This is a genomic window from Dryocola sharpae (assembly GCF_051307055.1).
Lineage (GTDB): Bacteria > Pseudomonadota > Gammaproteobacteria > Enterobacterales > Enterobacteriaceae > Dryocola.
The window spans coordinates 3,067,961-3,092,239 of the sequence record NZ_CP149994.1 but is presented as its reverse complement, the minus strand read 5'-3'; the positions used below and the strand labels follow the sequence as shown (position 1 = coordinate 3,092,239).

At 53.8% G+C, this 24,279-nt stretch carries 24 protein-coding genes and 6 tRNA genes; 17 read left to right on the top strand and 13 right to left on the bottom strand.

The genetic code is table 11. The features are described 5' to 3' along the window. Positions 1-12 precede the first annotated feature (12 nt). A complete protein-coding gene (hemF, locus tag WLO31_RS14750) occupies positions 13-918 on the bottom strand; it encodes an oxygen-dependent coproporphyrinogen oxidase (protein WP_435927361.1) in 906 nt (301 codons plus the stop codon). Between the two features lie 4 nt (positions 919-922). Further along, positions 923-1,795: an N-acetylmuramoyl-L-alanine amidase AmiA gene (amiA, locus tag WLO31_RS14745; RefSeq protein WP_435927360.1), complete on the bottom strand. Its 873-nt coding sequence runs from the start codon at positions 1,793-1,795 to the stop codon at positions 923-925. A gap of 215 nt (positions 1,796-2,010) precedes the next feature. Here amiA and WLO31_RS14740 point away from each other — a divergent pair, with 215 nt between their 5' ends. The 9 genes from WLO31_RS14740 (at position 2,011) to cysM (ending at position 9,682) form a co-directional block, all read left to right on the top strand. Beyond that, positions 2,011-2,436 (top strand): GNAT family acetyltransferase, encoded by a 426-nt coding sequence (locus WLO31_RS14740; protein ID WP_435927359.1) that lies wholly within the window; start codon positions 2,011-2,013, stop codon positions 2,434-2,436. Continuing rightward, positions 2,436-2,882 carry a DUF2919 domain-containing protein gene (locus tag WLO31_RS14735; RefSeq protein ID WP_435927358.1) on the top strand — a complete coding sequence of 149 codons (447 nt, stop codon included), beginning with the start codon at positions 2,436-2,438 and terminating at the stop codon, positions 2,880-2,882. The genes WLO31_RS14740 and WLO31_RS14735 overlap by 1 nt, the downstream gene beginning before the upstream one ends. Before the next feature lie 64 nt (positions 2,883-2,946). Beyond that, the gene (locus tag WLO31_RS14730; protein ID WP_435927357.1) at positions 2,947-3,522 is read left to right on the top strand and encodes an RpoE-regulated lipoprotein; all 576 of its coding nucleotides are present in this window, start codon (positions 2,947-2,949) and stop codon (positions 3,520-3,522) included. A 244-nt stretch (positions 3,523-3,766) separates the two neighbouring features. Further along, positions 3,767-4,666 carry a Dyp-type peroxidase gene (locus tag WLO31_RS14725; protein ID WP_435927356.1) on the top strand — a complete coding sequence of 300 codons (900 nt, stop codon included), beginning with the start codon at positions 3,767-3,769 and terminating at the stop codon, positions 4,664-4,666. 218 nt (positions 4,667-4,884) lie between these two features. Further along, positions 4,885-5,901, top strand: a complete 1,017-nt coding sequence (locus WLO31_RS14720; RefSeq protein ID WP_435927354.1) for a sulfate ABC transporter substrate-binding protein — start codon at positions 4,885-4,887, stop codon at positions 5,899-5,901. After that, positions 5,901-6,734 (top strand): sulfate/thiosulfate ABC transporter permease CysT, encoded by an 834-nt coding sequence (gene cysT / locus WLO31_RS14715; protein WP_435927353.1) that lies wholly within the window; start codon positions 5,901-5,903, stop codon positions 6,732-6,734. Before WLO31_RS14720 ends, cysT begins: the two co-directional genes overlap by 1 nt. Further along, positions 6,734-7,609: a sulfate/thiosulfate ABC transporter permease CysW gene (gene cysW / locus WLO31_RS14710; protein ID WP_435927352.1), complete on the top strand. Its 876-nt coding sequence runs from the start codon at positions 6,734-6,736 to the stop codon at positions 7,607-7,609. The genes cysT and cysW overlap by 1 nt, the downstream gene beginning before the upstream one ends. Further along, positions 7,599-8,699: a sulfate/thiosulfate ABC transporter ATP-binding protein CysA gene (cysA, locus tag WLO31_RS14705; RefSeq protein ID WP_435927350.1), complete on the top strand. Its 1,101-nt coding sequence runs from the start codon at positions 7,599-7,601 to the stop codon at positions 8,697-8,699. Before cysW ends, cysA begins: the two co-directional genes overlap by 11 nt. 71 nt (positions 8,700-8,770) lie before the next feature. Next, the gene (cysM, locus tag WLO31_RS14700) at positions 8,771-9,682 is read left to right on the top strand and encodes a cysteine synthase CysM (RefSeq protein WP_435927349.1); all 912 of its coding nucleotides are present in this window, start codon (positions 8,771-8,773) and stop codon (positions 9,680-9,682) included. A 62-nt stretch (positions 9,683-9,744) separates the two neighbouring features. On the opposite strand, the gene crr is transcribed toward cysM, so the two are convergent. From crr to cysZ, 5 genes are all read right to left on the bottom strand, one after another. Continuing rightward, positions 9,745-10,254: a PTS glucose transporter subunit IIA gene (gene crr, locus WLO31_RS14695; protein ID WP_121266075.1), complete on the bottom strand. Its 510-nt coding sequence runs from the start codon at positions 10,252-10,254 to the stop codon at positions 9,745-9,747. A gap of 40 nt (positions 10,255-10,294) precedes the next feature. Beyond that, the gene (gene ptsI, locus WLO31_RS14690; RefSeq protein WP_435927348.1) at positions 10,295-12,022 is read right to left on the bottom strand and encodes a phosphoenolpyruvate-protein phosphotransferase PtsI; all 1,728 of its coding nucleotides are present in this window, start codon (positions 12,020-12,022) and stop codon (positions 10,295-10,297) included. A gap of 44 nt (positions 12,023-12,066) precedes the next feature. After that, entirely contained in the window at positions 12,067-12,324 is a 258-nt protein-coding gene (gene ptsH / locus WLO31_RS14685) for a phosphocarrier protein Hpr (protein WP_167613546.1), read from the bottom strand. Between the two features lie 387 nt (positions 12,325-12,711). Continuing rightward, positions 12,712-13,683 (bottom strand): cysteine synthase A, encoded by a 972-nt coding sequence (gene cysK / locus WLO31_RS14680; RefSeq protein ID WP_435927347.1) that lies wholly within the window; start codon positions 13,681-13,683, stop codon positions 12,712-12,714. A 151-nt stretch (positions 13,684-13,834) separates the two neighbouring features. Next, positions 13,835-14,596 (bottom strand): sulfate transporter CysZ, encoded by a 762-nt coding sequence (gene cysZ / locus WLO31_RS14675; RefSeq protein WP_435927346.1) that lies wholly within the window; start codon positions 14,594-14,596, stop codon positions 13,835-13,837. 229 nt (positions 14,597-14,825) lie between these two features. Here cysZ and zipA point away from each other — a divergent pair, with 229 nt between their 5' ends. The 3 genes from zipA (at position 14,826) to WLO31_RS14660 (ending at position 18,120) form a co-directional block, all read left to right on the top strand. Continuing rightward, positions 14,826-15,800 carry a cell division protein ZipA gene (zipA, locus tag WLO31_RS14670; RefSeq protein ID WP_435927345.1) on the top strand — a complete coding sequence of 325 codons (975 nt, stop codon included), beginning with the start codon at positions 14,826-14,828 and terminating at the stop codon, positions 15,798-15,800. 66 nt (positions 15,801-15,866) lie between these two features. Further along, positions 15,867-17,885: an NAD-dependent DNA ligase LigA gene (ligA, locus tag WLO31_RS14665; RefSeq protein ID WP_435927344.1), complete on the top strand. Its 2,019-nt coding sequence runs from the start codon at positions 15,867-15,869 to the stop codon at positions 17,883-17,885. A gap of 1 nt (position 17,886) precedes the next feature. After that, complete coding sequence (locus tag WLO31_RS14660; RefSeq protein ID WP_435927343.1) at positions 17,887-18,120, top strand: DUF3820 family protein; 234 nt, start codon at positions 17,887-17,889, stop codon at positions 18,118-18,120. A 4-nt stretch (positions 18,121-18,124) separates the two neighbouring features. Here WLO31_RS14660 and WLO31_RS14655 read toward each other — a convergent pair whose 3' ends face one another. From WLO31_RS14655 to WLO31_RS14635, 5 genes are all read right to left on the bottom strand, one after another. Beyond that, positions 18,125-18,478, bottom strand: a complete 354-nt coding sequence (locus WLO31_RS14655; protein WP_435927342.1) for a FlxA-like family protein — start codon at positions 18,476-18,478, stop codon at positions 18,125-18,127. A 385-nt stretch (positions 18,479-18,863) separates the two neighbouring features. After that, positions 18,864-18,939, bottom strand: a tRNA-Lys gene (locus tag WLO31_RS14650). Between the two features lie 3 nt (positions 18,940-18,942). Then, a tRNA-Val gene (locus WLO31_RS14645) sits at positions 18,943-19,018 on the bottom strand. 37 nt (positions 19,019-19,055) lie between these two features. After that, positions 19,056-19,131 (bottom strand) — tRNA-Val (locus tag WLO31_RS14640). Positions 19,132-19,177: 46 nt separating this feature from the next. After that, positions 19,178-19,253, bottom strand: a tRNA-Val gene (locus tag WLO31_RS14635). Between the two features lie 260 nt (positions 19,254-19,513). Between WLO31_RS14635 and gltX the strand changes: the two genes are divergently transcribed. Continuing rightward, positions 19,514-20,926, top strand: a complete 1,413-nt coding sequence (gene gltX / locus WLO31_RS14630; protein ID WP_435927341.1) for a glutamate--tRNA ligase — start codon at positions 19,514-19,516, stop codon at positions 20,924-20,926. A 48-nt stretch (positions 20,927-20,974) separates the two neighbouring features. Here the strand turns inward: gltX and WLO31_RS14625 are convergent, their stop codons facing one another. Next, positions 20,975-21,331, bottom strand: coding sequence for a YfeC-like transcriptional regulator (locus WLO31_RS14625; RefSeq protein WP_435927340.1), 357 nt, complete (start codon positions 21,329-21,331; stop codon positions 20,975-20,977). A gap of 223 nt (positions 21,332-21,554) precedes the next feature. On the opposite strand from WLO31_RS14625, the gene WLO31_RS14620 reads away from it, so the two are divergent. The 4 genes from WLO31_RS14620 to WLO31_RS14605 all read left to right on the top strand — a co-directional run bounded on the left by WLO31_RS14620 (position 21,555) and on the right by WLO31_RS14605 (position 24,237). After that, positions 21,555-21,630: transfer RNA gene (locus tag WLO31_RS14620), tRNA-Ala, on the top strand. 46 nt (positions 21,631-21,676) lie between these two features. Next, a tRNA-Ala gene (locus WLO31_RS14615) sits at positions 21,677-21,752 on the top strand. Positions 21,753-22,089: 337 nt separating this feature from the next. Further along, complete coding sequence (locus tag WLO31_RS14610) at positions 22,090-23,403, top strand: MASE1 domain-containing protein (protein ID WP_435927339.1); 1,314 nt, start codon at positions 22,090-22,092, stop codon at positions 23,401-23,403. 87 nt (positions 23,404-23,490) lie between these two features. Next, complete coding sequence (locus WLO31_RS14605; protein ID WP_435927338.1) at positions 23,491-24,237, top strand: EAL domain-containing protein; 747 nt, start codon at positions 23,491-23,493, stop codon at positions 24,235-24,237. The last annotated feature ends 42 nt before the right edge of the window (positions 24,238-24,279 follow it).

Genomic DNA, 24,279 nt, shown 5'->3' with positions numbered 1-24,279 from the left:
CTTACGAAATGCTTAAACCCACTCCTTAACGGGCAGGAAATCACGATATAAGGCGGCCTCCGGGCTGCCTTCTTCCGGCTGATAGTTATACTCCCAGCGCACCAGCGGCGGCATCGACATTAAGATCGACTCCGTGCGCCCGCCGGTCTGCAAACCGAACAGCGTTCCGCGATCCCACACCAGGTTAAACTCTACGTAGCGCCCGCGGCGATAAAGCTGGAAGTCGCGTTCACGCTCTCCCCACGGCAGGGCTTTGCGGCGTTCAACGATTGGCAGGTACGCCTGCAGATAACCGTTCCCGACCGCCTGCATAAAACTAAAGCAGCGATCGAAATCTGGCGTATTCAGATCGTCAAAGAACAGCCCGCCAATGCCGCGCTGCTCGTTGCGGTGTTTGATAAAGAAGTAGTCGTCGCACCATTTTTTGTAACGCGGGAAAACGTCTTCGCCAAACGGCTGGCACAGATCGCGGGCCGTTTTGTGCCAGTGAATCGCGTCTTCCGCAAAGCCGTAGAACGGCGTTAAATCAAAGCCGCCGCCGAACCACCATACCGGATCACAGCCGGGCTTTTCAGCGATGAAAAAGCGTACGTTGGCGTGGCTGGTGGGAACATAAGGGTTGAGCGGATGAACGACCAGCGAAACTCCCATCGCTTCGAAGCTGCGCCCGGCAAGCTCCGGGCGGTGTGCGGTTGCAGAGGCGGGCATGGCGTCGCCATGGACATGCGAAAAGTTAACGCCCGCCTGCTCGAAGACGTTTCCGCCGCGTAATACCCGGCTGCGCCCGCCGCCGCCGCCTTCTCTTTGCCAGCTATCTTCTTCAAAGGCAGCGCCATCCATGTCGGCAAGCTGTCGGCAAATGGTCTCCTGCAGCTGCAACAGGTACCGTTTTACGAGGTGGATATCGGGCGTATTCATCGGATTAACGTTTCCTGCCGTGTGCTTTTTGATTATCGAACCAGTTGAAATAGCTGATGACGCCATCGGCTATCGCGCTGGCAATCTTATGGCGAAACGCCCTGGTGCCGAGAAGCTTCTCTTCGCCGGGGTTGGTAATAAATGAGGTTTCCACCAGCACCGAAGGAATCGAGGGTGATTTTAACACCACGAAAGCGGCCTGCTCGGTATGGCGGCTGTGAAGCTTATGCACCGGCTTGATTTGCTTGAGGATATGCGATCCAAGCGTCAGGCTATTTTTGATGGTATCCGTCTGCACCAGGTCAAACAGCACCTGCTGCAGGTAGTGGTCTTTGTTTTTTACCCTGCTGCCCGCCACGTCGTCGGCGGCGTTCTCTTTATCAGAAAGGTATTTCGCCATGGCGCTACTGGCGCCGCGATTGGAGAGGGCGAAAACGGACGCGCCTGCTGCCGTTGGGCTGGTAAAACCGTCGGCATGAATGGACATAAACAGGTCCGCGCCGTGCTTGTGGGCAATCTCAACGCGGTCGTAAAGAGGAATGAACTCGTCGCTGGTGCGGGTCAGCCTGGCCTCGATCCCTTTGCTGCGCAGGATGCTGCGCACGTTTTTGGCAATCGCCAGCACCACGTGTTTCTCTTTTGAGCCATTATGTCCGATGGCGCCGCTATCAATGCCGCCGTGGCCGGGATCTAACATCACAATGCGGCGGCCGCCGGATTTCTTTGCGGGCTTACTGTGGTTAGCCGTGGTTTTGAGCGTTTTGCTCTCCTGCCGGGCCAGCGCCTTACTTGCGCCGGTTAAGGTCAGGGCAGCCAGACCAGTAAACAGCAACTGGCGGCGGGTAGTGAGGTGCGTCAGCGATTTAATTTTACTCATGCGGCTAATTATTTATCTTATGAATTCTTGATTAGCATTTATATCGTATCGTCAATGCGTTAACGACAGGCGTTTGGCCGAAAAGTTTATCTTTTCATTTCAATCCGTGAACGGGCGACAAGTATGCCATTTTTTACCGGCTTTTGCGGCAGATATTGGCTTAATGGGAAGGAAACGCCATAATCAGGTTTTTCAGACTAAAAGCGGCTAATACCATGGAAATACGCGTTTTTCGGCAGGAAGATTTCGAAGAGGTCATCACCCTTTGGGAGCGCTGCGATCTGCTGCGGCCATGGAACGATCCGGAAATGGATATCGAACGTAAGCTGCAGCACGATGCGGATCTGTTCCTGGTGGCGGAAGTGGGCGGGGAAGTTGTCGGCTCGTTGATGGGCGGTTACGACGGCCACCGCGGCTCTGCCTACTATCTTGGCGTGCATCCTGAATTCCGCGGGCGCGGCATTGCCAACGCGTTACTCAGTCGCCTGGAGAAAAAGCTCATTGCGCGCGGCTGTCCCAAAATCCACATCATGGTGCGTGAAGAAAACGATCTGGTGATTGGTATGTACGAGCGGCTGGAATACGAACAGCAGGATGTGGTGATGCTGGGCAAGCGCCTGATTGAAGATCAAGAGTATTGATGCTTTTTAACTATCCACCTTCGGATTACGACGTTCACGGCAATCTGAAGACGCCTTTTCTGTTCTGGTGCATTCTTCTGTTTCAGGCGCGGACCTGGTTTTTGCTGGTGCTGGCGGGCGCATCCCGCCAGCAGGGCGATGCCCTGCTCGGCCTGTTCTACCCCGATCGCGACAGCTTCTGGCTGGGCCTGCTGCCCGGCATTCCGGCGGCGCTGGCGTTTGTCCTCAGCGGCCGTCGCCACCTCTGGCCGAGGGTCTGGGCTGCCTGGCGCTGGGTTTTAATCGGTACGCAGGCGGCCGTACTTGCATGGCAAATTGGGGCGATCTGCCAGGGAGAAGAGCTGACCGGCGTGACGCTGGCGCTGTTGACCGGCGACATTTTTGCCCTGTGGTGGCTCTTTACCAGCCGCCGTTTGCGCGACTACTTTTTGGCGCAGCGTGAATGAAGGGCACTTTTAAGGAAGTTTGTACTCCAATGCCCGTTATCACTCCAAAACGAAGGAATTTTTGATGAAAACTTTGCGCCTGATGATGTTAGGAGTGCCGCTGATACTCAGCGGTTGTTCGACAATTTCTGACATGCACTGGTCAAGCCTCTCGCCGATGAGCTGGTTTGGTTCCGCGCTCAAAGTGAGCGAGCAGGGCGTCGGCGGCTTAAACGCCGGCACGCCTTTGAATGAAGAAGCCGTCAGCGAAGGGCTTAACGATAATTACCGTCTGCGCAGCGGCATGAAAACCGATAGCGGCTCCGTGGTTCGCTATTTCGAAGCGATGGATGACAAGACGCTGATGGTTATTGTGAACGGCGATAACGGCACGGTAAGCCGCGTGGACGTTATGGATAAAGAAATTAAAACCGAAAGCGGCGTCGGGATCGGCACGCCGTTTAGCGAGCTGTATGATAAAGCCTACGGCGCATGCGCAAAAGGTACGGGCGACGATGCCCAAAGCGTGGAATGTAAAGCGCCGGGCAGCCAGCACATCAGCTACCTGTTTAGCGGTGAATGGCGGGGACCGGAAGGGCTGATGCCGGCCGACGATACGCTCAAAAAATGGACCGTCAGCAAAATCATCTGGCGTAAATAAATCAGCGCCGGGTTTGCGTCTCCTCAAGAAGGCGCAGCCGTAATCGGGTATGATATGCCGATAAATGCCACATTGCGTGGCGTTAATATTTGATGAAAATGACCAGAAAACCGCGTTTTTCTGGTCATTTTGTTTTCAACCAGATAATCAACCAGTTGATTTTCAAACTAAAAGAACTTACGTCCGGTTGAGTGAGCGTTTCCACGTGCTTATAAAGTCGCTCAGCTGACATTCAGGAGGATTCATGTCTCGGGTTCAAACCGGTATTTTGCCGGAACACTGTCGCGCCGCCGTCTGGCTGGAGGCGAGTATTCAGGGTGATTTTGATGCCATTCGTCAGGGCTGCAGGACCTTTACTCAATCGCTGAATGCGCTGCAGGTAAAATTCCCGGAAGCGAGGCTGGGAGCGGTAGTGGCATTTGGTCATGACCTGTGGCGTGATTTGAGCGGCGGCGTGGGCGCGGAAGAGCTGAAAAACTTTGCGCCGCTGGGCAGAGGGCTGGCCCCGGCAACCCAGCACGATGTGATGATCCATATTTTATCCCTGCGCCACGACGTAAACTTTTCCGTTGCGCAGGCGGCGCTGGCCGCTTTCGGCGACGCGCTTTCTGTCGAAGAAGAAGTTCACGGCTTCCGCTGGGTGGAAGATCGCGATCTGAGCGGCTTTGTTGACGGCACCGAAAACCCCCAGGGCGAAGATAGTCGCCGTGAAGTGGCGGTGATCGACGAAGGCGTTGACGCTGGCGGCAGCTACGTATTCGTACAGCGCTGGGAGCACAATCTCAAACAGCTAAACCGTATGAGCGTTGACGACCAGGAAATGATCATGGGCCGTACTAAAGAAGCCAACGAAGAGATTGATGGCGACGAGCGTCCGGCAACGTCTCACCTTAGCCGTGTCGATCTGAAAGAAAACGGCAAAGGGCTGAAGATCGTTCGCCAGAGCCTGCCGTACGGCACAGCCAGCGGTACACATGGCCTTTATTTTATCGCCTACTGCGCGCGTCTGCACAATATTGAACAGCAGCTGTTGAGCATGTTTGGCGAAACAGACGGCAGGCGCGACGGCATGCTGCGCTTTACCAGGCCGGTGACCGGCGGCTATTACTTTGCCCCGTCGCTGGACAGGCTGTTAAGCCTGTAGTTCGCAGGTCGGGCGAGCGCTGGCGCCGCCCGACAAACTGCCGAAAAGGTCGGCCGCCGCCTCCGCTTATCCGCCCCGCAAATCAGCGCCTCCCGTCTTATATCCCTTTCTTATTGCAAATCACCAAACGGTATATAAAAGCGTTACAGCTTTAGCTCGCGTTATAAATAAACTGAGGAGATGTTAAGCACGGTCGTTATCGCAAATAAGGGTGCCCAATGGCAAACACGTCAGTTAAAAAAGTATGGAACGCGCTCGTTGTCTCTGCGTTGCTGGCAGGCTCTGCCCATGCAACGGAGCTGCTCAACAGCTCTTACGATGTGTCTCGCGAGCTGTTCGCCGCGTTAAACCCCGCGTTTGAACAAAAATGGGCGCAGGAAAATAATGGCGACAAGCTGACGATAAAACAATCTCATGCCGGGTCATCAAAACAGGCGCTGGCGATATTACAGGGCTTAAAAGCTGACGTTGTAACTTATAACCAGGTGACAGACGTACAGATCCTGCACGACAAAGGCAAGCTGATCCCGGCGGACTGGCAGAGCCGGTTGCCGAACAACAGCTCGCCTTTCTACTCCACCATGGCTTTCCTGGTGCGTAAGGGCAACCCGAAGAACATTCACGACTGGAGCGATCTGGTGCGTCCGGACGTGAAGCTTATCTTCCCGAATCCAAAAACTTCCGGTAACGCGCGCTACACCTACCTTGCCGCGTGGGGCGCGGCAAATAAAGCTGACGGCGGCGATAAAGCCAAAACCGAGCAGTTTATGACGCAGTTCCTGAAAAACGTCGAAGTCTTTGATACCGGCGGTCGTGGCGCTACCACAACTTTTGTAGAACGTAACCTGGGCGACGTGCTGATTAGCTTTGAATCTGAAGTGAACAACATCCGCAAACAGTATGAAAAAGACGGCTACGAAGTTGTGGTGCCGAAGGTGAATATTCTGGCTGAATTCCCGGTCGCCTGGGTTGATAAGAACGTGAAGGCGAACGGTACGGAAAAAGCGGCTAAGGAGTATCTGAACTTCCTGTATAGCCCGGCTGCGCAGACAATTATCACCGACTATTACTACCGCGTGAACAGCCCGGAAGTGATGGACAAGCTGAAAGACAAATTCCCGCAAACCGAGCTGTTCCGCGTGGAGGATGTGTTCGGCGGCTGGCCGGAAGCGATGAAAACCCATTTCGCAAGCGGCGGCGAGTTCGACAAGCTGGTCGCGGCAGGACGTAACTAATGTTTGCTGTTTCTACCAAACGCGTGCTGCCGGGCTTTACGCTAAGCCTCGGCACCAGTTTGCTGTTCGTTTGCCTGATTTTATTGCTGCCGTTAAGCGCGCTGGTCATGCAGCTCTCTGAGATGACGCTTGCGCAGTACTGGGAAGTGATCTCCAACCCGCAGGTGGTGGCGGCTTATAAAGTTACGCTGCTGTCTGCAGGCGTGGCTTCCCTGTTTAACGGCCTGTTCGGCATGCTGATGGCCTGGATTTTAACGCGCTATCAGTTCCCGGGCCGCAGCCTGCTGGATGCGTTAATGGATTTGCCCTTCGCGCTGCCAACGGCGGTGGCGGGCCTGACGCTGGCCGGCCTGTTTTCGGTTAACGGCTGGTACGGCGAGTGGCTGGCGCAGTTTGGCATCAAGGTGACTTATACCTGGCTTGGCATTGCGGTGGCGATGGCTTTTACCAGCATCCCTTTTGTGGTGCGTACCGTGCAGCCCGTGCTTGAAGAGCTTGGCCCGGAATATGAAGAGGCGGCCGAAACGCTGGGCGCAACGCGCTGGCAGAGCTTTCGCCGCGTTATTTTGCCTGAGCTTTCGCCTGCGTTGATGGCGGGCATAGCGCTCTCCTTCACGCGCAGCCTGGGCGAGTTCGGCGCGGTTATTTTTATCGCCGGGAACATCGCCTGGAAAACGGAAGTGGCGTCGCTGATGATTTTCGTGCGTTTGCAGGAGTTTGATTATCCTGCTGCAAGCGCTATTGCTTCGGTGATCCTCGCCGCTTCCCTGCTGCTGCTGTTCACCATAAATACGCTGCAAAGTCGCTTTGGTCGACGCGTGGTAGGTCACTGATGACGGACGTTACCGAATTGAAAAGCTATCGCCGCTCCGGTTTTAACTGGGGTAAATGGGCGCTGATTGGCCTTGGCGTGCTGATTTCGTTTCTGCTGCTGGTCGTGCCGGTGGCGTCGATTTTTGCCCAGGCCTTCTCAAAGGGGCTGATGCCGGCGCTGCAAAATATTGCCGACCCTGACATGCTGCACGCCATCTGGCTGACGGTGATGATCGCTCTGATTACCGTGCCGGTGAACCTGGTGTTCGGTATTCTTCTCGCCTGGCTGGTGACGCGCTTTAACTTCCCGGGCCGCCAGCTGCTGCTGACGCTGCTGGATATTCCCTTTGCCGTTTCGCCGGTTGTTGCCGGCCTGGTTTACCTGTTGTTCTACGGCTCCAACGGCCCGTTAGCCGGTTTTATGGACGACTATAACATTCAGATTATGTTCGCCTGGCCGGGCATGGTGCTGGTGACTATCTTCGTGACCTGTCCGTTTGTGGTGCGCGAGCTGGTGCCGGTGATGTTAAGCCAGGGCAGCCAGGAAGATGAAGCGGCTATTTTGCTTGGCGCTTCCGGCTGGCAGATGTTTAAGCGCGTGACGCTGCCGAACATCCGCTGGGCGCTGCTTTACGGCGTCGTGCTGACTAACGCCCGCGCGATTGGCGAATTTGGCGCAGTCTCCGTTGTTTCCGGTTCCATACGCGGCGAGACGTTCTCGCTGCCGCTACAGGTCGAATTACTTCAGCAGGATTACAACACCGTCGGCTCGTTTACCGCCGCCGGGCTGTTAACTCTGATGGCAATCGTTACCCTGTTTTTAAAGAGTGCGCTGCAGTGGCGTCTGAATAATCAGGAAAAACGCCTGCAGCAGGAGGGAAATCATGAGCATTGATATTACCAATATTAAGAAATCTTTTGGTCGCACCCAGGTGCTGAACGATATCTCTCTGGATATCCCTTCCGGCCAGATGGTCGCGTTGCTGGGGCCTTCTGGCTCGGGTAAAACCACGCTGTTGCGTATTATCGCGGGCCTTGAGCATCAGAATAGCGGGCGCATCAGCTTTCACGGCACGGACGTGAGCCGCATCCACGCCCGAGATCGTAAAGTGGGCTTTGTGTTCCAGCATTATGCGCTGTTCCGTCATATGACGGTTTTCGACAATATCGCGTTTGGCCTGACGGTGCTGCCGCGTCGCGAGCGTCCGTCTGCGGCGGTGATTAAGCAAAAAGTAACCCGTCTGCTGGAGATGGTGCAGCTCTCCCATCTGGCCGATCGGTTCCCGGCGCAGCTTTCCGGTGGGCAGAAACAGCGCGTTGCGCTGGCGCGTGCGCTGGCCGTTGAGCCGCAAATACTTCTGCTTGATGAGCCCTTTGGCGCGCTGGACGCTCAGGTGCGTAAAGAGCTGCGCCGCTGGCTGCGTCAGCTGCATGAAGAGCTGAAATTCACCAGCGTATTCGTTACCCACGATCAGGAAGAAGCGATGGAAGTCGCCGATCGGGTCGTGGTAATGAGCCAGGGGAATATCGAACAGGTCGATACGCCTGAGGCCGTATGGCGTGAACCGGCAACCCGCTTTGTGCTTGAGTTCCTCGGCGAAGTAAACCGTATGAAGGGCACCGTTCGCGGCAGCCAGTTCCACGTTGGCGCTCATCGCTGGCCGCTGGGCTTTACGCCTGCCTATCAGGGAGCGGTGGATCTGTTTCTGCGCCCGTGGGAAGTGGACGTGAGCCGCCGCACCAATCTGGACTCTCCCTTGCCGGTACAGGTGCTGGAAGCCAGCCCGCGTGGCCACTATATGCAGCTGGTCGTGCAGCCTCTGGGATGGTATGACGAGCCGCTGACCGTGGTATTACGCGAAGATCACGTGCCGGTGCGCGGCGAGCGCCTGTTCGTCGGCCTGCAGCATGCCCGTTTGTATGATGGCAATAACCGAATCCAGGGGACTTATAATGGCCAGCTAGACCTGGCGCAATCCGCCTGATAAGTTTATGCCACTACACGCATCGCTACAGCGGCCTTTGCGGCCGCTTTTTTTATTTTCCGGGTAAGCAAGTGACAACTTTAGAAAGCACAATCGGCAATACGCCTCTGGTAAAATTACAGCGTACTGGCCTGACAAACGGCAGCGAGATCTGGGTCAAGCTGGAAGGCAATAACCCGGCGGGATCGGTAAAAGACCGCGCTGCGCTGTCGATGATTGTACAGGCCGAAAAGCGCGGTGAAATCGCGCCGGGCGATACGCTTATCGAGGCTACCAGCGGTAATACCGGTATTGCGCTGGCGATGATTGCCGCCCTGAAAGGGTATCGCATGAAATTGCTGATGCCGGATAACATGAGTCTGGAGCGCAAGGCCGCTATGCAGGCGTATGGCGCAGAGCTGATTCTGGTCACCAAAGAGCAGGGTATGGAAGGGGCCCGTGAACTGGCTCGTTTAATGGGCGAACGTGGCGAAGGCAAGGTGCTGGATCAGTTTAACAATCCCGATAATCCTTACGCGCATTACACCACTACCGGGCCGGAAATCTGGCAGCAGACGCACGGGCGTATCACCCACTTCGTTTCCAGCATGGGAACTACCGGCACTATTACCGGCGTGAGCCGCTTTATGCGCGAGCTGGAAAAAAAGGTCACTATCGTAGGCCTGCAGCCGGAAGAGGGCAGCAGCATCCCGGGCATCCGCCGCTGGCCGGAGGAGTGGCTGCCAAAGATTTTTAATCCGCAGCTTGTCGATGAGGTTATCGATATGTCGCAGCCCGAAGCTGAGCAAACCATGCGCCGCCTGGCAGTAAGCGAAGGGATATTCTGTGGCGTAAGCTCCGGCGGTGCGGTTGCTGGCGCATTGCGTGTGGCGCAGGCCAATCCGGGAAGCGTGGTGGTGGCGATTATTTGCGATCGCGGCGACCGTTATTTATCGACAGGCGTATTCGGTGAAGAGAGTTATGCGCAGGGCGCGGGTATTTAAAGATCCGATAAAAACAAAAACGGCACCTCAAGGGTGCCGTTTTTAATGTGTATGCGCTCAGCTTACTTCTTGATGCGGATCACCGGGGTTTCGCCCACGGTCACGCTACCAGATAGTTTGATCAGCTCTTTGATCTCATCCATATTGGAAATAACAACCGGCGTCAGGGTAGACTTGGCTTTCTCTTCCAGCAGCGGCAGATCGAACTCGATAACCACGTCGCCTTTCTTAACGCGCTGGCCTTCTTCTGCGATGCGTTTAAAACCTTCGCCCTTCAGTTCAACGGTATCAATACCGAAGTGAACGAACAGCTCGATGCCGCTATCGGATTCGATAGAGAAGGCATGGTTGGTTTCGAAGATTTTACCGATGGTGCCATCAACCGGAGCAACCATTTTGTTGCCGGTAGGTTTAATAGCGATGCCATCGCCGACGATCTTCTCTGCAAACACCACGTCCGGAACATCTTCAATGTTGACGATTTCGCCAGAAAGCGGGGCAACAATCTCAATGGTTCCGGTGTCTTTTTTATCATCAGAAACCAGAGATTTCAGTTTATCAAACAAACCCATGATCTTCTCCTAAGCAGTAAATTGGGCCGCATCCGGTGGATTAGCAGATTGTTTTTTCTTCAATGAACTTGTTAACCAGCGTCATTAACTCGTCCGTTGTCGGTTGAGCAAGAGCCTGCTCTGCTAACACCTTCGCATCTTCGAAGTTCGTGTTACGAATAATCTTCTTAATGCGCGGGATAGAGATGGCACTCATACTGAATTCATCCAGACCCATCCCCAGCAACAGAAGTGTAGCACGTTCGTCGCCTGCAAGCTCACCACACATGCCGGTCCACTTACCTTCTGCATGAGAAGCATCAATAACTTGCTTAATCAGGGTCAGCACGGACGGTGACATTGGCTGGTAAAGATGGGAGATCATATCATTACCGCGGTCAACCGCCAGCGTATACTGAGTTAAGTCATTGGTGCCGATACTAAAGAAATCAACTTCTTTGGCTAAATGATGCGCAATCGTTGCGGCGGCAGGGGTTTCCACCATCACGCCTATCTCGATTGATTCGTCAAAGGCTTTGCCTTCGTCACGCAGTTCCTGCTTGTAGATTTCAATCTCTTTTTTCAGTGCACGCACTTCTTCAACGGAGATGATCATCGGGAACATGATGCGCAGTTTACCGAAAGCGGATGCGCGCAGAATGGCACGAACCTGATCGCGCAGGATCTCTTTGCGATCCATGGCGATTCGCACCGCGCGCCAGCCCAGGAACGGGTTATCTTCTTTCGGGAAGTTCATGTACGGCAGCTCTTTGTCGCCGCCGATGTCCATGGTACGAACGATCACCGCTTGCGAGCCACAGGCTTCAGCAACGGCTTTGTACGCGGCAAACTGCTCTTCTTCTGTTGGCAGAGAGTCGCGGTCCATGAACAGGAATTCGGTACGGTACAGGCCCACACCTTCAGCGCCGTTGCGCTCTGCACCGTCGATATCACGCACGGTACCGATGTTGGCGCACACTTCTACCTGATGGCCGTCGAGCGTGATGGCCGGCAGGTCTTTCAGTTTCGCCAGCTCCGCTTTCTCAGAGGCAACCTGCTGCTGTACGGCGCGCAGGGCTTCGATCTCTTCGTTAGTCGGGTTAACGTAAACTTTGTTGTTAACCGCATCGAGGATCAAATAGTCGTCGTTTTTTACTGCGGAAGTTACGCTGCCGGTGCCCACGATCGCCGGCAGTTCCAGAGAACGCGCCATGATGGAGGTGTGGGAGGTACGGCCGCCGATATCGGTAATGAAACCCAGAACCTTTTGCAGGTTAAGTTGTGCCGTTTCAGATGGCGTCAGATCCTTGGCTACCAGGATAACTTCATCCTGAATCGCGCTCAGATCGATAATCGCCAGGCCGAGAATGTTGCGCAGCAGACGTTTACCGATATCGCGCACGTCAGCCGCACGCTCTTTCAGGTATTCATCGTCGAGCTCTTCCAGGGCAGTGGCCTGGCCTTCAATGATTTCGTGAGCCGCTGCGTCCGCAGTGACTAACTTATCTTTGATAAGGGCTATGATTTCCTGCTCCAGCTCTTCGTCTTCCAGCAACATAATGTGGCCTTCGAAGATAGCTTCCTTCTCTTCACCGAAGGTCTCGCCAGCTTTAATTTTGATCGTTTCTAATTGTGCGGACGCTTTTGCGCGACCGCACAGGAAACGTTCAACTTCCTGCTCAACTTTGTCGGCAGAAATTTTCTTCCGGTCGATGACAATTTCATCTTCCTTCAGCAAAAGTGCCTTGCCGAAAGCGATACCCGGGGATGCTAAAATGCCTGAAATCATAACCCTACCTTACTTGTGACTGATATTTACGAAGAACCCAGAACTTATTCGAGTTCAGCCATCAGTTTTACTAAATGCTCAACCGCTTTCTGATCGTCTTCGCCTTCAGCAGAGATGGTCACAACGGTGCCCTGGGTCAGGCCCAGAGTTTGCAGTTTGAACAGGCTTTTTGCGCTGGCGCTTTTGCCGTTGGAAGTCACGGTGATCTCAGAGACAAAGCTTTTTGCTTCTTTCACAAACTGAGCAGCAGGGCGGGTGTGCAGACCGTTCGGAGCGGTAATGGTAACTTCTTGCTGGAACATTGTATTTCCCCAACTTATAGGTTTAGTGTTGTGGAACTAAAGTCTAGCCTGGTGGCTTAACTTTAGCCTGTATAGTTAGCGTCGGCGTTAACTGGATGCGACACAGAATGCTTTCAGAAGCACGAAAGATGCGGCGGCGTTTGCCCGACAATTCGCGTTTCGCTCGGCCTTAACCATTATGCCGTGAAGTTCTGGCTTAAACCAAATCGTAAAATCGATTCAGCTTGCCTGCGTCACAAAGCGATTAATTTCGCGCATCAAAATAATTAGCTGGTTAAATACCAGACCTGGCGAGGTGAAGCAATGCTGAAGTGGGCAAAACTTTGACGAAGACCACAAAAAAGCACCCATTCGGGTGCTTTTTTCGTCAGTTTAAACAACCTGGCATCACTGTTGCAGTTCTTTTTCGGTAAAGAGCTCTGTAAACATCGCCGTACTGAGATAACGCTCGCCGGAAGAGGGAAGGATAACCACAATATTCTTATTGGTAAAGGCTTCGTCTTCCTGAAGCTTTAACGCAGCGGCAACGGCGGCGCCTGAGGAGATGCCGGCCAGGATGCCTTCTTCTTCCATCAGACGACGAGCGGTGGAGATCGCTTCGTCATTGGTGATGGCTACAACCTTGTCGATAAGCTTCAGATCGAGGTTGCCGGGAATGAAGCCTGCGCCGATGCCCTGAATTTTATGCGGGCCCGGCTTGAGCTCTTCACCCGCCAGCGCCTGAGCGATAACCGGGGAGTCCGTCGGTTCAACCGCCACGGTAATCAGATCGGTTTTACCCTTGGTGTTTTTAATGTAACGGCTGACGCCGGTCAGCGTACCGCCGGTACCCACGCCTGAGATGAACACGTCAACTTCCCCGTCGGTGTCTTCCCAGATTTCCGGGCCGGTGGTTTTTTCATGAATTTCAGGGTTGGCCGGGTTGCTGAACTGCTGCAGCAGCAGATACTTCGCCGGATCGCTGGCGACGATTTCTTCCGCTTTCTGAATGGACCCTTTCATACCCTTAGCGCCTTCGGTCAGCACTAAATTAGCGCCGAGCGCCTTAAGCAGTTTTCGACGCTCGATGCTCATGGTTTCAGGCATGGTCAGCGTCAGCTTGTAGCCGCGCGCCGCGGCAACGTAGGCCAGTGCGATGCCGGTGTTGCCGCTGGTAGGCTCCACCAGCTCGATGCCAGGTTTCAGCACGCCACGTTTTTCGGCATCCCAAATCATATTGGCACCGATACGGCATTTGACGCTGAAGCTTGGGTTGCGGGACTCGACCTTCGCCAGAATACGTCCGTTACCGATGCGGTTCAGTCGAACCAGCGGCGTATGACCGATTGTCAGCGAGTTGTCTTCATAGATCTTGCTCATAGCCCGTCCTTAACTGTATGAAATTTGGGAAACCTCCCCAGCATACCTGCTCGTGAGCTATGGGGAAGTAAAGAAATCGTATATCTATATGTAGAAGGGAAATAAGCAAAAGCAAGAAGGAATAAGGAGCGACATAAGCCGCTCCAGAAAACTACTTCCACACGGCATGCCCGGCGCGATAGCAGTCAACCCACATCGCCGTCGCGCCGCAGACCGCGACCGGCATGATAAACAGATTCAGGAAGGGGATGAGGGTAAAAAGGCTGACCAGCGAACCGAACTGCATATTGATCGCTTTCTTTTCCCGCAGCGCGACGCGCATCTCGCGAAACGGCACTTTATGGTTATCAAACGGATAATCGCAGTACTGAATAGCCAGCATCCAGGCGCTGAACAGGAACCACAATACCGGGGCGACCGTCTGGCCGATACCGGGAATAAAGTACAGAATCAGCAGCACAACCGCTCGCGGCAAATACCAGGCGAACTTTTGCCATTCCCTCTTCATGATACGCGGCACATCTTTCAGGACGCCCAGCACGCCGGTGTCTGGCGGCGTGGCGCCCGTCAGCCGGGCCTCAAGCTGTTCAGCCAGCAGCCCGTTAAACGGCGCGGCAATCCAGTTGGCGAACGTCGAGAAGAAGTAACCGAAGACCAGCAGCAACGAGATAACGGCCAGCGGCCAAATCAGATAGCTCAGCCACTGCAACCAGTCCGGCACATGGGAAAGCATGGTCGGGATCCAGGTATCGAGACGGGTAAACAGCCACCAGAACGCGCCGCCCATCAGCAGAATATTGACCAGCAAAGGTAAAATGACATAGCGCTTGATACCTGGCTCACGCACCAGTTTCCAGCCCTGGGAAAAATAGTAAACGCCGCTTTTCGGGGCAAACGCCGAAGATGAGACCATAGCCCGGAGACTCCTTTTACGTCAGTGTAATGACAGGCGCGTTCATCATAACCGAGGCTAATGAGAAAAACTCGTTAAGAAATGGTCGAAAAAACAGCGAAAAGGCTATTTCGTAACATCTTTATGCGGAGAAAACCGTGTGCGTACTTGCACTTGAGCGGATGGGCAAATACTCTTAGTGAGTAAATGTTTGCCGCGTTGGCAAGGTGTTAGAACAACAGAGAATATAATGATGCAGGATTTGCGTCTGATATTAATCATTGTTGGCGCGATCGCCATAATCGCCTTACTGGTTCATGGCCTCTGGACCAGCCGTAAGGAGCGTTCTTCCGTTTTCCGCGATCGTCCGTTGAAACGCATGAAGTTAAAGCGTGACGACTACGAACCGGAAGACGACGCCGACGATGAGGAAGATGAAGGGGTAGGTGAAGTGCGCGTGCGTAGGGTAACGCCTGCGCAGGAACCAGTGACTCGCGAGCCGGAAACGCCTCGTCAGCCGCAAGCGCCTCAGCATCAGTACGAACCGCCTTATGCCTCGGCCGAGCCGCGTCGTCCCGTGCCGCCGAAGCCCGCAGTGCCGGAAGCACCGCGTCAGGAAGCGCCTGTACAGCCTGCTTTTACGCAGCCGACAGAACCAGCCCACCAGCCTGCATCGGTAAGACAACCTGAGCCTGAACCGCAGATGGCGCAGCCGGTTTATCAGCCTGAGCCGGTGTCTGAGCCCGTTATAGAAGAACATAAAGCAGAAGAGCCCGCGCCCGCTGCTCCTGCTCCGCAAGCGCTTAAAGAAACGGTCATCGTGATGAACGTTTCCGCCCATGCCGGCAGCATGATTAACGGCGACGTGCTGCTCAACAGCATTCAACAGGCTGGTTTTATCTTTGGCGAGATGAACATCTTCCATCGCCATCTCAGCCCTGACGGTAGCGGCCCCGTGCTCTTTAGCCTCGCAAATATGGTTAAGCCCGGTTCGTTCGATCCGGAAACTATGGCGAACTTTGCAACGCCCGGCGTGACAATTTTCATGCAGGTGCCTTCTTATGGCGATCCGCATCAAAACTTCAAGCTGATGCTGCAATCCGCTCAGCATATTGCCGACGAGGTCGGCGGCGTGGTGCTTGATGACCAGCGCCGCATGATGACGCCGCAGAAGATGCGCGAGTATCAGGATCGGATCCGCGAGGTCGTTGAGGCCAACGCCTGATAGCCTGCTGGACACTCTTCCCCTAAACCCCCGCATGCCGGGGGTTTTTTCTATTGATGGTGCGATATGGACTCAATCGAACAACAACTCACTGAACTGCGAACCACGCTTCGCCATCATGAATACCTTTATCATGTGCTTGATAACCCAGAAATTCCGGATGCGGAATACGATCGCCTGATGCGTGAACTGCGTGCCCTGGAAGAGGCTCATCCTGAATTAATCACGCCAGATTCGCCGACGCAGCGCGTGGGCGCCGCGCCGCTGAGCGCCTTTACCCAGGTGCGTCATGAAGTGCCGATGCTTTCGCTGGATAACGTCTTTGATGAAGCGAGCTATCTTGTCTTCAATAAACGCGTGCAGGACAGGCTGAAGCACACCGACGCGCTGACTTTTTGCTGCGAGCTGAAACTCGATGGCCTTGCCGTAAGCCTGCTGTATGAAGACGGCGTGCTGACTCGCGCGGCAACGCGTGGTGACGGCACCACCGGCGAAAATATCTCGGCTAACGTGCGCACCATTCGCGCAATTCCGCTGAAGCTGCACGGTGAGAATATTCCACGTCGCGTTGAAATACGTGGCGAAGTGTTTCTGCCGCAGGCGGGCTTCGAGAAAATTAACGAAGAAGCTCGCCGCACCGGCGGTAAAATCTTCGCCAATCCGCGTAATGCTGCCGCAGGATCGCTGCGTCAGCTCGATCCGCGCATTACGGCCAAACGTCCGCTGACTTTCTTCTGCTACGGCGTGGGCCTGCTGGAGGGCGGCGAACTGCCAGCCAGCCATATGGCGCGCCTGCAGCTGTTTAAAGCCTGGGGTTTGCCGGTAAGCGACCGTATCCGCCTGTGCAGCACGCCGGAAGAAGTGCTGGCGTTTTACCATCAGGTTGAAGCCGACCGTCCCGTGCTTGGGTTTGATATCGACGGCGTTGTGATCAAAGTGGACTCTCTCGTCTTACAGGAAACGCTAGGATTTGTGGCCCGCGCCCCACGCTGGGCGGTGGCGTTTAAATTCCCCGCGCAGGAGCAAATGACCTTTGTTCGCGACGTTGAGTTTCAGGTGGGACGCACCGGCGCAATTACGCCGGTGGCGCGCCTTGAACCCGTGCAGGTGGCGGGCGTTCTGGTCAGCAACGCCACGTTGCATAACGCCGATGAAATCGAACGTTTAGGCCTGAGAATCGGCGATCGCGTGGTGATCCGCCGCGCCGGCGATGTGATCCCGCAGGTTGTCAGCGTGGTGGAGTCTGAACGGCCAGCCGAATCGAAAGAGGTTATTTTCCCGATACGCTGCCCGGTTTGTGGGTCGGACGTTGAGCGTGTGGAAGGCGAGGCGGTGGCCCGTTGCACCGGCGGCCTGATTTGCGGCGCCCAGCGTAAAGAATCCCTGAAGCACTTTGTTTCGCGTCGCGCGCTGGATGTAGACGGCATGGGCGATAAGATTATCGATCAGCTGGTCGAAAAGGAGTATGTCCATACTCCGGCTGACCTGTTCCGCCTGTCTGCGGGCAAGCTCACCGGCCTGGATCGCATGGGGCCGAAGTCTGCGCAGAACGTTGTGAATGCGTTAGAAAAAGCTAAATCCACCACCTTCGCACGCTTCCTTTATGCTTTAGGGATCCGCGAGGTGGGGGAGGCAACCGCTGCCGGCTTAGCCGCCTATTTCGGAACGCTGGACGCCTTGTCTGCCGCTTCCATCGAAGAGCTGCAAAAAGTGCCGGACGTAGGCATTGTCGTGGCCACGCACGTCTTCAATTTCTTCGAGGAAGAGAGCAACCGTGAGGTTATCCGCCAGCTTACCGAGGAGGAGGGCGTGCACTGGCCGGCACCGGTAATAATCAAAGCCGAAGAGATCGACAGCCCGTTTGCGGGAAAAACCGTCGTGTTGACCGGTTCGCTTAACATTTTATCGCGAGACGAGGCCAAAGCGCGGCTGGCCGCTTTAGGGGCTAAAGTTGCAGGCAGCGTGTCGAAGAAAACGGATCTGGTTATTGCCGGTGAAGCCGCGGGCTCCAAGCTTGCTAAAGCGCAGGAGCTGGGGATTGAAGTTATCGATGAAGCGGAACTGATCCGCTTACTGGGCGAGTAAGGTGGACAGAAAACAGCTTATTGAGATAGCCAATACGGAAATGCCTTTCGGCAAGTATAAAGGCCGCGTGCTGATTGACGTGCCGGAAGAGTATCTCCTGTGGTTTGCGCGCAAAGATGACTTTCCTGAAGGCCATCTTGGCGAGCTGATGAAGCTCACCTTGCTGGTTAAAACCGAAGGGCTTGAGGGGCTGGTAAAGCCCCTGAAAAGCGACCGGGCGCGCGGCGCCCAATGAATAGTCAGATAAGGATATCGATCTGATGATCCGCTGAAGGATAATTTACGCCTTCAGCTTTTACCTGGTTCTGCTCCTGCTTTTGTTGTGCTTCTTCAGCCTGCTTATGCTGCAGCTGGGCCAGCTGTGCCTGCAGCATAGTGATTTGCGCCTGGATTAACTCCTGCTGCTTTTGCTTTTCCTCGGCTGATGCGCTGCCGTCGGCGATCTCTTTGAGCTGTCCGGTCAATTGGTTTATCTGTTGCAGTATGCGGTTGATTTGTGATGCCGTGCTGTTATCGGAACTGCCGGAAGAGGCGCCTGCGGCAGTGGTTGCAATGGGGCCGCCCTGCAAAGCGGTGCTGTTAATAGTGGTCATGTTAACTCCTTGTCAGGAATGCTTAAGAGGTTATCGGCAAGCTTTGAAAAAAGGTTAGAGTGCGTGTAGCCGCTTTTATGGCGATGTGCGGAATAGGCTCGATTTTGGCCTCTTCCTGCGGACAACGGCTGCGCATTGTCGTCTCTCTTCGTTGCTATAGTTTCTCATCCTGCCGGATTACGCATAGCAAAAAGGCGCCTTTAGGGCGCCTTTTCACATTGGTGGGTCGTGCAGGATAACACTCGCCTTATCCTGAGGCTCGTTCGGCGGGTCACCGCGAGCGGTGATGCAAAATTGTTCCCGTCAATTTTGTCGAACCTGCTGCAGGTTCTGTCCTGCTAAATGGCACATAGCAAAAAGGCGCCTTTAGGGCGCCTTTCTACATTGGTGGGTCGTGCAGGATTCGAACCTGCGACCAATTGATTAAAAGTCAACTGCTCTACCAACTGAGCTAACGACCCGAATGGTGGGTGATGACGGGCTCGAACCGCCGACCCCCTCCGTGTAAAGGAGGTGCTCTACCAACTGAGCTAATCACCCAAACTTCGGTACTGCTTTATTCTAATAAGAGGAGCTATGGTGGGTGATGACGGGCTCGAACCGCCGACCCCCTCCGTGTAAAGGAGATGCTCTACCAACTGAGCTAATCACCCAACGCTAATTCTCTTACTTACACTGCGGAGCACACTCACTAATGAATGGTGGGTGATGACGGGCTCGAACCGCCGACCCCCTCCGTGTAAAGGAGATGCTCTACCAACTGAGCTAATCACCCCCGCTGTGTGGAGTCGCATTATAGGGAGAGTTGAAAATGAGTCAACGCCTTTTCTAAAGATTTTGTTTGTTCGTCTTAAAATTAGGCAATGCGATCGTGATTTACTCATTGGCGCTTGATTTATCACCGAAATAAGCGGTTTGCGACGAACTAAAGGCATCAACATTGAGGAATCAGCCCACGGTGGTAGAATGTTGCCCACTTTATCTTTCCTGGCATTTACCGGTTTCCCGGTACTTTTGCGTAATTAAGGCCGTTCAATGAAAATCAAAACTCGCTTTGCGCCAAGCCCAACAGGCTATCTGCACGTCGGTGGCGCTCGTACTGCTCTCTATTCCTGGCTTTTTGCCCGTAACCAAGGCGGCGAGTTCGTGCTGCGTATTGAAGATACCGATCTCGAACGCTCTACTCCGGAAGCCATCGAAGCCATTATGGACGGGATGAACTGGCTGAGCCTGGAGTGGGATGAAGGCCCGTACTATCAGACCAAACGCTTTGACCGCTACAACAGCGTAATTGATGAGATGCTGGAAGCAGGCACGGCATATAAATGCTACTGCTCCAAAGAGCGTCTTGACGCGCTGCGTGAAGAACAAATGGAGAAGGGCGAAAAGCCACGTTACGACGGCCGCTGCCGCCACGATCACGAACATCACGCGGCCGATGAGCCATGCGTTGTTCGTTTTGCTAACCCGCAGGAAGGGTCGGTCATTTTTGACGACCAGATTCGCGGCCCAATCGAGTTCAGTAACCAGGAACTCGACGATCTGATTATTCGTCGTACCGATGGCTCGCCAACCTATAACTTCTGCGTGGTGGTGGACGACTGGGATATGGAAATCACCCATGTGATCCGCGGTGAAGACCACATCAACAACACCCCGCGCCAGATTAATATTCTGAAAGCGCTGAATGCGCCGGTGCCGGTTTATGCGCACGTGTCGATGATTAACGGCGATGACGGCAAAAAATTATCCAAACGCCACGGCGCGGTCAGCGTAATGCAGTATCGCGATGAAGGCTATCTGCCGGAAGCGCTGCTGAACTATCTGGTGCGCCTGGGCTGGGCACATGGCGATCAGGAGATCTTCACCCGCGAAGAGATGATCAAGCTCTTCTCTTTAAATACCGTCAGCAAATCTGCCAGCGCGTTTAATACGGAAAAGCTGCAGTGGCTGAATCACCACTACATTAACCATCTGGCGCCGGAATATGTGGCGACGCAGCTGCAATGGCACATCGAGCAGCAAAATATTGATACCCGCAATGGCCCCCAGTTGGCCGATCTGGTGAAACTGCTGGGCGAGCGCTGCAAAACGCTTAAGGAGATGGCGGAGACCTGCCGCTACTTCTATGAAGATTTCAGCGAGTTTGATGCGGACGCTGCGAAGAAACATCTGCGCCCGGTTGCCCGCCAGCCGCTGGAAGTGGTGCGCGATAAGCTTGAAGCCCTGAACGACTGGAGCGCGGAAAATGTGCATCAGGCTATTCAGGCAACGGCGGATGAGCTGGAAGTGGGAATGGGTAAAGTGGGCATGCCGTTACGCGTTGCTGTAACAGGTGCCGGGCAGTCACCGGCGCTGGATGTAACGGTTCACGCGATTGGCAAGCAGCGTTCTGTGGCAAGAATTAATCAGGCTTTAGCTTTTATCGCTGAACGCGAAAGCCAGTAACTAACCGGTGTAGGTACGTACGAAACCGGCGCATCGTCGCCGGTTTTTTTATTCGCTGTCGCGAATACCCAGACGTTTTAGCACGCCAGCAATGCCTTCCCGTAAAATCAGCGCCGACATTTTTTGCTGCTCGCTCGCCGACATCTGCTTTAGCGAATGGCGCAGTAAGGCCTCCAGCGTAGAATCATTAGCCGAATAAGTGGAGGATTTGTCCGCGGCTCGCTTCGCGCTGTTAATGAACTCCTGAACGCGTTCATCAATATGAATTAACCTGGCTTTTCCGCCCTGCACGCCGGGCTTCCGTGTCGTTGTCCAGTTCTCTTTGCGCACCCACTTGTTGATAGTTTGCCGGCTATAGCCCGTAAGCGTCGCCAGCTCTTCAGGCGTCATTCGTTCCTTGAGCACGGTGGTTTCCTTAATGCAAAAGAAGTTATTAGGGGTTCATTTTATGCGATCGTTTTACGTGAAACTGTGACAGGATTAACTACAGCGGGACGAGATGCAATCAGGATCTGTATGAGTTGTTTGCTTTTTCGGCGATCGACCGCAGAAGAAGAATTTGCCGTTGACACAAACTGGCGGGTTTCATATGATGCCGCCCGTCAACACGACAAGGTTTCTACGGTTCGGGGCTATAGCTCAGCTGGGAGAGCGCTTGCATGGCATGCAAGAGGTCAGCGGTTCGATCCCGCTTAGCTCCACCAAATCTTCTCCAGCAAGATTTGCACCGTAGAACCAAAGCCCGGTCGTGGGGCTATAGCTCAGCTGGGAGAGCGCTTGCATGGCATGCAAGAGGTCAGCGGTTCGATCCCGCTTAGCTCCACCAAAATACAAAACCCTCGCCTGTTGGCGGGGGTTTTTGCATTCTACCGATCCAGAATATCCGCAGTGCAGTAACGCAAATGGGAGGTTTACTGCCCGAATTAGCGTTATCAACGGCATTAATTTTCAAAATAGAACTATCAGGAAAGGTATATTTGTTTAAACCTGTTAATCCCGGCTGAGCTATTTCCCTGCTGGGCAGGTGCACTTGATTTTCAGCCCGAATAAACGTATTCTGCTGTCTAAATTATAGCTGCTATAAATACATAATATTAACACCTGTGCTTATGAGTTTTCACAAATTGGTTAAGAAATCTGTTGCCGCACTGGTGTTATGTTTATTGCTTACGCCATTCGCCCGCTATATTTCACCGACGACGATAATGGATGGCAGCAAAGTCTATCTGGCTTATCTTCCGCTTAGCCTGCTGATTTCATTAATTTTACTTTTTGGCAGGGCGGCAGTTTTGCCGTTAATTGCCGGCGTATCAATTACCTTCTGGAGAGGGTTTGATTTACCCGCGCTGTCGTTAGCCGTATTTATATTCTGCTTATTGTTTCCCTTATTATTATCCGCGGCCATTACGCGTTATTATCTTGGCTCACGCTGGCGTTTTGATTTGGCAAATAAGGGCATTGGCGTCAGGATATTCTGGTTAGGGTTCTTTACGCCATTTGGCATAAAATTGTCGATGTTTATCGCGGGCCGATACATTAGCTACCCTCCGGCGCTGGCGCCTTCCTTCGGCGAAAGCTCGCTGATGTACCTGGTGGTCGATCTGCAAAATCTGATAGCCGCCTCGCTAATATTTACCATGCTGTTTTACTACCCGCTACGCACGATCCTGAATCCGCATTTCGCACGCGCTTTCTGGCGTCGCTGTGTGATGCGCTATCTTTCGACGGAACGCCATCTCTGTACTTTTAGCTGGGTCGGCGCATGGATCGCTTTTCTGGCGCTGTTATGTTGTTCGTACCAATCGGCGCTTATTTCCGGTTATCTGGTGCCCGTTATCTTCGTCCTCTTTACCCTTGGCATCCGCCATATCGGCCCGAAGTTAATCACTTTACTCTGGGGCGCTTCGGCGTGGCTGCTGCTGACCTGTAACGATGGTTTTATGCAGGGGGTAAACAGCGAATTCTCCCTGTCGTTTATTCTCTCAGTGTTTATCTCATTTACCGTCTGCATGCTGTATATGACGATTACCTTCCATAAAAACGAATGGATGAAGCGTCTCTGGCGCCTGCAGGCGATGACCGATCCGCTTACACATCTGCCAAACCTACGCGCGCTGGAACAGCACGCAAAGCGTTTTCCTTCCGGATCGCTGTGCTGTTTACGGCTGGCGAATCTGGAGTTCCTGAGCCGTCACTACGGCCTGATGATGCGTGTGCACTGCAAGCGTGAAATCATCCGGCTGTTAGCGCCGTGGCTGGACAAAGGGGAGCAGATGTTCCAGCTTCCCGGCTGCGAGCTGCTTATTTTTCTTCGGGGTCCGGAAACCGAAGCGCGCCTGAACCACATCGTCGATCTGCTCAACAGCAAAAAGATCGTATGGCATAACAGCACGCTGGAAATAGAGTCAGGCGCTTCTTATAGCGTAATGGACGGGAAACTCTATGACCTTTATCGCACGCTGGGGCAGCTGAGCTAACTTGCCGAGCAGGCCTGTTCCGTTCGACGGGTTCTGAGCCTTAATACCCGCCTTGAAGCCGTATCGGATCAAACCACCGAGCGGGTATTGCTGTTACAGAAGGTAAAACATGCCCTGAATGACGATGCCTCGCTGCAGCTCTTCGCCCAGCCGATCGTGGATAAGCACGGAAAAGGCTATAGCGAGATTTTAAGCAGATTATTTTTCCAGGGCGAAATGATAACTCCCGATAAATTCATTCCGATTATTGCTGAATTTAACCTGAACGTGCGCTTCGATATGTTAGTGATGAGCAAGCTGGTGGCTTTCCTGCACGAGCTGGGCGGCGAGCAGCCGCGGCCGCTGTTCTCGGTTAATCTGATGCCCTTTACCCTGATGCAAAAAGAGATAGCACAGGAGATAATAACGCTCTTTCACAATAAACAGGTGCCAACCAGCGCGGTTATTATTGAAGTAACTGAGGAGCAGGCGTTTTCGAATTCAGAAACCTCCATGCAGAATATTAATCTGCTGCGTGCATACGGTTTCAAAATTGCGATTGATGATTTTGGTACAGGCTATGCTAACTACGAGCGCCTGAAGCGTCTCCAGGCCGATATTATTAAAATTGACGGCTGTTTTGTCAGGGAGATCGCTTCTGATTCCCTTGATGCCCTGATCGTGAAGTCTATTTGCGATTTAGCCCATGCCAAACAGCTGGCCGTGGTGGCCGAATTTGTTGAAACCGAAGAGCAGCGGACCCTTCTGCTCGAACTGGGCGTGCAGTATATGCAGGGTTATCTGATCGGCAAGCCCGAGCCGCTGTCAGGGTCTCTTCTCATGCATAACCGCTAACATGGCATTAGCGAAGCGCTTTCGTTTACCGCTGGAGAAAAT